Annotated in this window: 7 protein-coding genes; 2 read left to right on the top strand and 5 right to left on the bottom strand. The window is 44.0% G+C overall.

Annotated features, from left to right (window positions below):
- Window positions 1-1,384, bottom strand: a 1,384-nt coding sequence (locus tag AC1DWN_RS22585) for a histidine kinase dimerization/phospho-acceptor domain-containing protein (RefSeq protein ID WP_477561153.1), incomplete at its 3' end; no start/stop codon positions are given.
- Window positions 1,385-1,490: 106 nt separating this feature from the next.
- The gene (locus AC1DWN_RS22580; protein WP_477561152.1) at window positions 1,491-2,327 is read right to left on the bottom strand and encodes a lysophospholipase; all 837 of its coding nucleotides are present in this window, start codon (window positions 2,325-2,327) and stop codon (window positions 1,491-1,493) included.
- A gap of 105 nt (window positions 2,328-2,432) precedes the next feature.
- On the opposite strand from AC1DWN_RS22580, the gene AC1DWN_RS22575 reads away from it, so the two are divergent.
- Entirely contained in the window at window positions 2,433-3,686 is a 1,254-nt protein-coding gene (locus tag AC1DWN_RS22575; RefSeq protein ID WP_477561151.1) for a BaiN/RdsA family NAD(P)/FAD-dependent oxidoreductase, read from the top strand.
- A gap of 100 nt (window positions 3,687-3,786) precedes the next feature.
- On the opposite strand, the gene AC1DWN_RS22570 is transcribed toward AC1DWN_RS22575, so the two are convergent.
- The 3 genes from AC1DWN_RS22570 to xylA form a co-directional block, all read right to left on the bottom strand.
- Window positions 3,787-4,197, bottom strand: a complete 411-nt coding sequence (locus AC1DWN_RS22570) for a hypothetical protein (RefSeq protein WP_477561150.1) — start codon at window positions 4,195-4,197, stop codon at window positions 3,787-3,789.
- A 139-nt stretch (window positions 4,198-4,336) separates the two neighbouring features.
- Window positions 4,337-5,833: a xylulokinase gene (gene xylB, locus AC1DWN_RS22565; protein ID WP_477561149.1), complete on the bottom strand. Its 1,497-nt coding sequence runs from the start codon at window positions 5,831-5,833 to the stop codon at window positions 4,337-4,339.
- Window positions 5,834-5,853: 20 nt separating this feature from the next.
- Complete coding sequence (gene xylA / locus AC1DWN_RS22560; protein ID WP_477561148.1) at window positions 5,854-7,167, bottom strand: xylose isomerase; 1,314 nt, start codon at window positions 7,165-7,167, stop codon at window positions 5,854-5,856.
- Between the two features lie 351 nt (window positions 7,168-7,518).
- Here xylA and AC1DWN_RS22555 point away from each other — a divergent pair.
- Window positions 7,519-7,768 (top strand): MarR family transcriptional regulator (locus tag AC1DWN_RS22555; RefSeq protein WP_477561147.1); only part of this gene is annotated, 250 nt, incomplete at its 3' end.

Genomic DNA, 7,768 nt, shown 5'->3' with positions numbered 1-7,768 from the left:
TCCCGTTACGGATCAAATTAAGCAAAAGCTGCTTAATTTCTCTGTTGTTCAACATAAGAAGCGGAAGATCATCACAAAAATCAGTTTCAATCGTCTGCCCTCTTAAATTCGCATCCGCATTTAATAATGGCAAAAGCTTATAGATAATATCATGCAGAGAGGACTCCTCCATCGTCAACGCCCTGTTCTGAGCAAGAGACAAGAAGTCGCTAATGATCATATTGGCCCGATCTAACTCCTCAATTATAATATTAAAATATTCCTGTTGATTCGAGGGACTGCGTTCCTGTAACAGCTGTACAAAACCTCTAATAACCGCCATCGGATTACGAATTTCATGGGTTATGCTCGCAGCCATCTGACCGATTAAACTTAATCGTTCCATTCGGCCTACTTCATCCCTCAGCATATCGAGCTCTGTTACATCATAAGCAATAATTGCCGCACCGGTAATTTGGCTATTCGTGGAATTCCACAATGAAATAGAGGTTTTTAGAAAGCTTCTCCCGCCTTCCATACTGGGAACCATGGATGCCTTCGTGCCTTTTAAAGCTTGATAAAGCATCTTAAGAGTAGTATCCCCCTCACCTGGCTGAAACACCATTGGGAAAAACGTGCCTAAAAGCTCTTTAGATTCTAAATACTCTACGCGAAGCGCCATCAGCTTCTTAGAAAGCTCATTAAAGTGGGTTATTCGGCCTTCACGATCAATGATAATGACAGCATATGAAGACTCGTCTATGAATTGCTGAAGTTTTTGTACCTCATTGCGATAATTTACCGATACCCGCCTAATCTCATCAAGTAGTGCATGCTTTTCTTTTACACTTTCAATCATAAATATTAACAGCCAAGTTGCTGTCAAAGTGACTCCAATAGCAAGCACAAACCCCATTACCAGTTGAAAAGACCAATCTACTCCCTTAGAAGAAAGGTAACCAACAACTATTAAACTAAATAAGAGCAAAAATAAGCTCATTAACAAAAATCCGGTTCGTTCCTTACTTGGCGCTGAAGCCCGTTGAAACGGTCGAATTGCGAATAACATAAGCGTGAAAAAACTAATTATTAACGATATGAAACTAATAATTTCCCACGCATTGTCAAGCATTGGAATTCTAATGGAAATATAGATACACGTCAATATAATCAGTGCAGGCATACCTCCGTAAAGCGAACCTACCATATAGGGGACTATACCAAAATCAATCTCATACCCCAGTATGTTAGGTGCGCTCAGCATGCACAGTACCATGGACGCACCGAAGAATAAGCCCATAAATACAGGCATCCTTTGCCACTTTTTATCTCTATCATACCAAAGTTGATAGGCGAATAGTGGAAATAGGGACACTATGAATTGTAATAACAATTCCTTCAACACAGACGATCGGTCCCCCCTAATCGTATCTTCTTAGATGCCAGCCAAGGATAAGCTCCTACACGCCATACAAATCTATTAATCCGATTAAAACATAAACTTCCTGATTTTACAATTGACTATCTATCCATTCTATTATTTCATAAATAACCAATTCTCCATCTACATCATTGTGCAATTCATGAAATCCCTCGTCCCAGCTCCTCCAATCACAGCGCTCCCCAAGCTGTTCCGCGATAAAGCGGCTAGTTTCATATGAAGTTACCCGATCAGCAGTACCATGCAGAAGCAGGAAAGGAGTATCGAGGCTTTTTACGTTCGCGAGTGYCCACTCTCCAGCGTTCACAATCTCATTAAAGGCTTGCACCGTAATCTTCGTATGGCATATGGGATCGGTGGCAATAGGAGCTGCCTTCGCATAACCAGGTCGAAACAAATCATTTGGGTTTAATCGCGTTGATTGATGCAGATTTGGCACAATGGAAGCAAGCTTTCGCCCAAGCCATTCTTGCAATGGAAGTGGTTTAAAGGCTAGTCTGATCCAAGGACTTGTAATGATTAAGCCTTGTATAGCAGGGTGCAAACGCAAAGCGCAGTTCAATGCGACATTGCCCCCCATGCTATGACCGTACAAAAATATCGGCAAGCCCGGGTGACGTTTTCCCGCTTCTTCTATAATAAGCGCAGCATCACTAGCCGCAGCGCCTATAGAGTGCATATGTCCTAGTTTGCCTGAGGACCGTCCATGACCGTGTTGATCCAGCGCAATCACCGCAATCCCAGCATTCGTCATGTATTCGGCAACATGATGATAACGCTCGCCGTGCTCCCCCATTCCATGTACTAGACATACTACTGCTTTCACGTTCTGCTCTTCTGGCTTCCACTCGCGAATGAACAATTTTGTTCCTTCTGCGCCAACTAATTGCGATTCTTCGCGTCTCATCTGTCCACCACCTTTCTTTTCCTTTATAATGGCTTCATTATAACGCATAATCAATGAGGAAAGAATGTTACAATAGAGCAAGCAGAAGTAGAAAAGGAGAAAGCTATGTACGATGTAATTATTATTGGCGGAGGCTCAGCAGGTCTTATGGCAGCTATTGCCGCCAGCAAAAATGGCAAGAAGGTTATACTTTTGGATAAAGGGGATAAATTGGGGCGAAAGCTCGGTATATCCGGCGGTGGCAGATGCAACGTTACTAATAATAAGGATATTGATGAACTGATTAAACATATACCTGGTAACGGAAGATTTTTGTATAGCGCACTCTCAAATTTCAGTAATAAAGATATTATTGCCTTCTTCGAAAATTTAGGTATTCCACTAAAAGAAGAAGACAACGGACGGATGTTCCCTATAACGGATAAGGCTAAGACTGTTGTAGATGCTCTCATCAATCAAGTGCGGCAGCAAGGGGTAACGATCCGTACAAATTCTCCAGTTGATAAAGTGCTCTATGCGGATGGTCATGTTTCTGGAGTGCGACTACTATCCCAAGACATCCTGCATGGTAAAAATGTTATTGTAGCCTCCGGTGGAAAATCAGTACCGCATACAGGATCTACAGGTGATGGATACGTTTGGGCTGAGCATGCTGGGCATACTATAACTGAACTGTTCCCAACTGAAGTGCCCATAACTTCTAATGAACCGTTCATAACCTCAAAGGAGCTTCAAGGATTATCTCTTAGAAATATTGGTCTATCTGTATGGAATCCAAAGGGAAAGAAAATCATTGAGCATCATGGCGACTTATTATTCACCCATTTTGGACTTTCAGGACCAACTGCTCTGCGCTGCAGCCAATTTGTTGTAAAAGCTTTAAAGCAATATGACATTGGAAATATCATTCTTACTATTGATCTTATTCCGGAAAAAAGCGTCGATGAAGTTTATTCCGAATCGCTCGGCTTAACAAAGACAGATGCCAAAAAAGCGATAAAAAATGTTTTAAAGGGCTATTTACCTGAAAAACTAATTCCATTGCTTCTTCAAGGTTCACAATTAAATGATAATCTTACCTATGACAACATTCCGAAGCAGTCATGGATGGCGCTTGCCAAGCTTATCAAAGCATTTCCAGTGAGAGCATATGGAACACTTTCTTTAAAAGAAGCTTTCGTCACTGGCGGCGGCATCAATTTAAAAGAGGTTGATCCTACAACGATGGAATCCAAGCTGATAGAAGGTCTATATTTCTGCGGTGAAATACTGGATATTCACGGATATACGGGCGGCTACAATATTACTGCCGCATTCTCAACAGGGTTCGCGGCAGGTAGAAACGCAGCAGCTAAATAAGTAAAAAAGCTTCCTAGCAGCGATTAATGATTCATAATCGCTGCAGGAAGCTTTTTTCGATTTTTTCTGACTGACTGCTTTGCTCTTTGAACCTTACTGCTTAGATGTGAACATCCCCTGAGAAATGATCATACGTTCCCAAATCGGGCAGAAACTCATCGCTATAATCGGCGTCATCATCAACGTTGCGGAGTCCTGCAAGCTGCTCACCCTGTTCTTCTAAGGCAATTAAATCTTCGTTCACAATATGAGCGGGGATAGAAATGGCATCTAATGCGTATGCACTATCTGTTAGCGAGCTCGAAGTGATTGCTGTTTGCTCAACAAGTTGGCCGCCGTGTGCTTGCGCAATTTCAAGTGCTGAGGTTAAATCGTTTCCGTCCATGTGGATATGCAGCTGATTATCCTCATGAAGAACCGTCTCGTAGCCAAGCTGCTGCAGCGTCTCACTAGCAAGCGCCGCGCTCCCCGTATCATTAAATTCAAACAAAATGGCAGAACTATGAGTCAATGCCAATCATCCTTTCCAGCCTTTTCTTATAGCATGCCAAAAAAACAGAAAATCATGACAAGCAATGAAAATAAAGAGAAGGTCGTCAACCCAGCAGGGGTAACAACCTTCTCTTGGCTTGGATAAGTGGAAGCAAGAGTTAACCGCGATATGGTGCGATTGCTTCGTTTAATCCGCGAGTTTGTTCATATACCTGTTGATACACTTGGAAAACTCCAGCATATGCTTCTACCGCTTCTAGCTGTGGTGTATACGAATCCGCATGCTTCACGAATTTGTCCGCACATAATTCCAAGCTATCAAACCAGCCGCAGCCGTAAGCTGCGAGCATAGCCGCCCCAAGGCCAGGACCCTGCTCGTTCTCTAGAGCAACGACTTTCGCATTAAAGATATTAGCCTGCATTTGCAGCCAGACTGGATTTTGCGCGCCGCCGCCAATCGAAACAATGGTGTCAACCGTCTTGCCCGCGCGTCTGAACATATCCACCGACTCGTTAAGTGAGAAGGTTATTCCCTCCATTACGGAGCGAGCGAAGTGTTTGCGTTCATGAGATCCGTCAATGCCGATAAAACTGCCGCGAATTACGGAATCTGGATGCGGCGTACGTTCACCAACAATGTATGGAGTGAAGAGCAACCCACCCGCTCCCGGCTTCACCGTCTCTACGCCGTCAAGCAATTGGTCAAATGATTCATTTGGCGCAAAAGTCTTCTTGAACCAGCTAAGACTATAGCCTGCCGCAAGCGTAACGCCCATCACGTAGAAGGAATCTTGTTTGCCATGGTTGAAGAAGTGTACCTTGCCTGCAAAATCCTTCGTCTTATCATTCTCGTAAGAGAGAATGACCCCTGAAGTACCTATACTGCATAACGTCAGGCCTTCAGACAAAATGCCCGACCCAATCGCTCCGCAAGCATTATCTGCTCCGCCAGCAAATACCTTTGTCGCCGATGCGAGACCAGTACGCTCAGCAATTTGAGGCAGCAATGAACCAACAAGCCCATGCGATTCAACAAGCGATGGGCAGAAGCTGGCAGGTAAGTTGAACGCTGTAAGCACGTGCTCACTCCACTCTTTACCTGCCACATCCAGCAATAACGTGCCCGCTGCATCGGAATAATCCATATGAAGCTCATTAGTTAACCGATACCGAAGATAATCCTTCGGTAGAAGGAACAATTCGGCTTTGGCAAAAATGTCAGGCTCATATTGACGAACCCACAATATCTTTGGAAGTGTGAAGCCTTCAAGAGCGGGATTGCGTGTTATGCTCAAGAGCTTTTCGCCAAGAGTTCCCGCAATTTCACGGCATTGCTCAGTCGTACGTGTATCGTTCCACAATATTGCATTTCGTACCGGATTGCCTTGACCATCCAGCAGGACAAGCCCATGCATTTGTCCTGAGAAGCTGATCCCTTCGATTTGCTCGGAAGCCGCTCCTGAAGCAGCTACAAGCTCAGCTATCGCTTCAATCGTTGCATCTACCCAATCATCAGGCTTCTGTTCACTCCACCCGGAATGCTCGTGAAACAGCGGGTAGCTGCGCGATGCTTCCGCCGCTACCCTGCCATCTTTGTCAACCAACAACGCTTTAACCGCGCTTGTTCCAAGATCTATACCAATAACGTAGCTCATTTGTCAGTGATCCTCCCGACTTAAACGCTGAAAATAACTTCGCTTAGTATGAGGCGGATCCGCTCTTGACGGCCGGACTCGTTTTTAATTGGGTTGTTTTGTAGGGCATATTGCTCGAGAGATGCAAGCGTTGCTTTGCCAGACACGATTTCCGCGCCTATGCCTTCTTTGAAGCTGCGGTAACGATTGTCTACAATGTTATCCAAAATTTTCTCATCGATCAATTTAGCTGCTGCCTTTAGACCCCATGCATAGCTATCCATGCCTGCGATATGCGCGAGGAACAGATCATCGGCTTCGAATGAGCCACGACGAACCTTAGCATCGAAGTTAACGCCGCCGCGGCCGATGCCGCCAGCTTTCAATACTTCAAACATCGTAAGTGTTGTCGAATATAGATCAGTTGGGAATTCATCTGTATCCCAACCAAGCAGCAAGTCGCCTTGGTTCGCATCAAGCGATCCAAGCATGCCGTTAATAGCAGCTGTACGAATTTCATGCTCGAATGTGTGGCCAGCTAGTGTTGCATGATTAGCCTCCAGGTTAAGCTTGAAGTGATCTTTTAAACCGTATTTTTGAAGGAATGAGATCGTTGTAGCCGCATCATAGTCATATTGGTGCTTTGTCGGCTCTTTCGGTTTCGGCTCAATAAGGAATTGAGCGTCGAAGCCGATTTCTTTGGCATAAGCAATTGCCATATGGTACAAACGTGCCAGGTTATCAAGTTCAAAGCCCATATCCGTGTTAAGCAGCGTATCGTAGCCTTCACGGCCGCCCCAGAATACATAGTTTTCAGCGCCAAGCTCTTTACCAACCTCAAGACCTTTTTTCAATTGCGCGCCTGCAAATGCATAAACATCGGCATTAACCGCTGTACCTGCCCCATGAACATAACGCGGGTTAGAGAACATATTAACCGTATTCCAAAGCAGCTTTTTGCCGGATTGCTTCATATTGTCTTTCAATAAGGCAACGATAACATCAAGGTTTTTGTTCGTTTCCTGCAGAGTTTCACCCTCTGGCGCGATGTCCACATCGTGGAATGCGTAGAAAGGAATATTCAGCTTATTCATAAACTCAAAGTTAGCTTCAACACGTGCTTTCGCACGATCTAGGCCTGTATATTGATCCCAGCCGCGAACCATTGTAGCCGATCCGAACGGGTCTGAACCATTTGCATTAAAAGTATGCCAGTATGCAACAGCGAAGCGGAGATGCTCCTCCATTGTTTTTCCAAGAACAACTTGTTTCGGGTCGTAATGCTTGAATGCTAATGGATTGTCCGAGCCCTTACCTTCAAACTGGATCGTGTTAATGTTTTTGAAATAGCTCATAGAAAACAAAATCCTCCTTCACGGTATACGGTATTTTAAAATCGAAGTTTACCTCAACGTTAATGACCGATTAGTTCCCGTTCGACCAATCCGCTTCCGCTAAGTAAACGGTTTCGGCTCACGTCTAACGATGTTATATAAGTCAGTACGAAGAATACTTCAACTTTTATACTCAAAGAATAACACGCCTTAACTTAGTTTGTCTATTAAACAAACTAAGTTTTTGTGTTAAACTAAATGTACTCGCTAACGCGCTTGGAAGAAGTATTTTTACAAACAAATGTAAAAGCTCGATGATATATTTACATGATACAATGATAATTATTGCTGAATTGGACGGAGGCATTACCTTTGAAGTTAAAACCAACTGGAGACTTAGCACTCATCAAAAAAATAAATACAGCCATCGTACTTGAAGCAGTGCTAAAACATGCTCCCTTGTCTCGAGCACAAATATCAGAGCTTACTGGGCTGAATAAAGCGACTGTATCTAGCCTTGTCCAAGATTTAATCGACAGTCATTTCATTATTGAAATCGGACCTGGGAAATCTAGCGGTGGTCGGAAGCCGGTAATATTGCTTTTCAATGGCACTGCCGGTT

This window comes from Paenibacillus sp. P4_A7 (assembly GCF_056402455.1).
The sequence above is the reverse complement of the archived record's forward strand: the minus strand, read 5'-3'. Positions and strand labels throughout refer to the sequence as shown.

Excerpts from the sequence above, each read along its gene's own strand:
- AC1DWN_RS22575 (WP_477561151.1), top strand. The coding sequence starts at position 2,433 with ATGTACGATGTAATTATTATTGGCGGAGGCTCAGCAGGTCTTATGGCA.
- xylB (WP_477561149.1), bottom strand. The coding sequence starts at position 5,833 with ATGAGCTACGTTATTGGTATAGATCTTGGAACAAGCGCGGTTAAAGCG.
- xylA (WP_477561148.1), bottom strand. The coding sequence starts at position 7,167 with ATGAGCTATTTCAAAAACATTAACACGATCCAGTTTGAAGGTAAGGGC.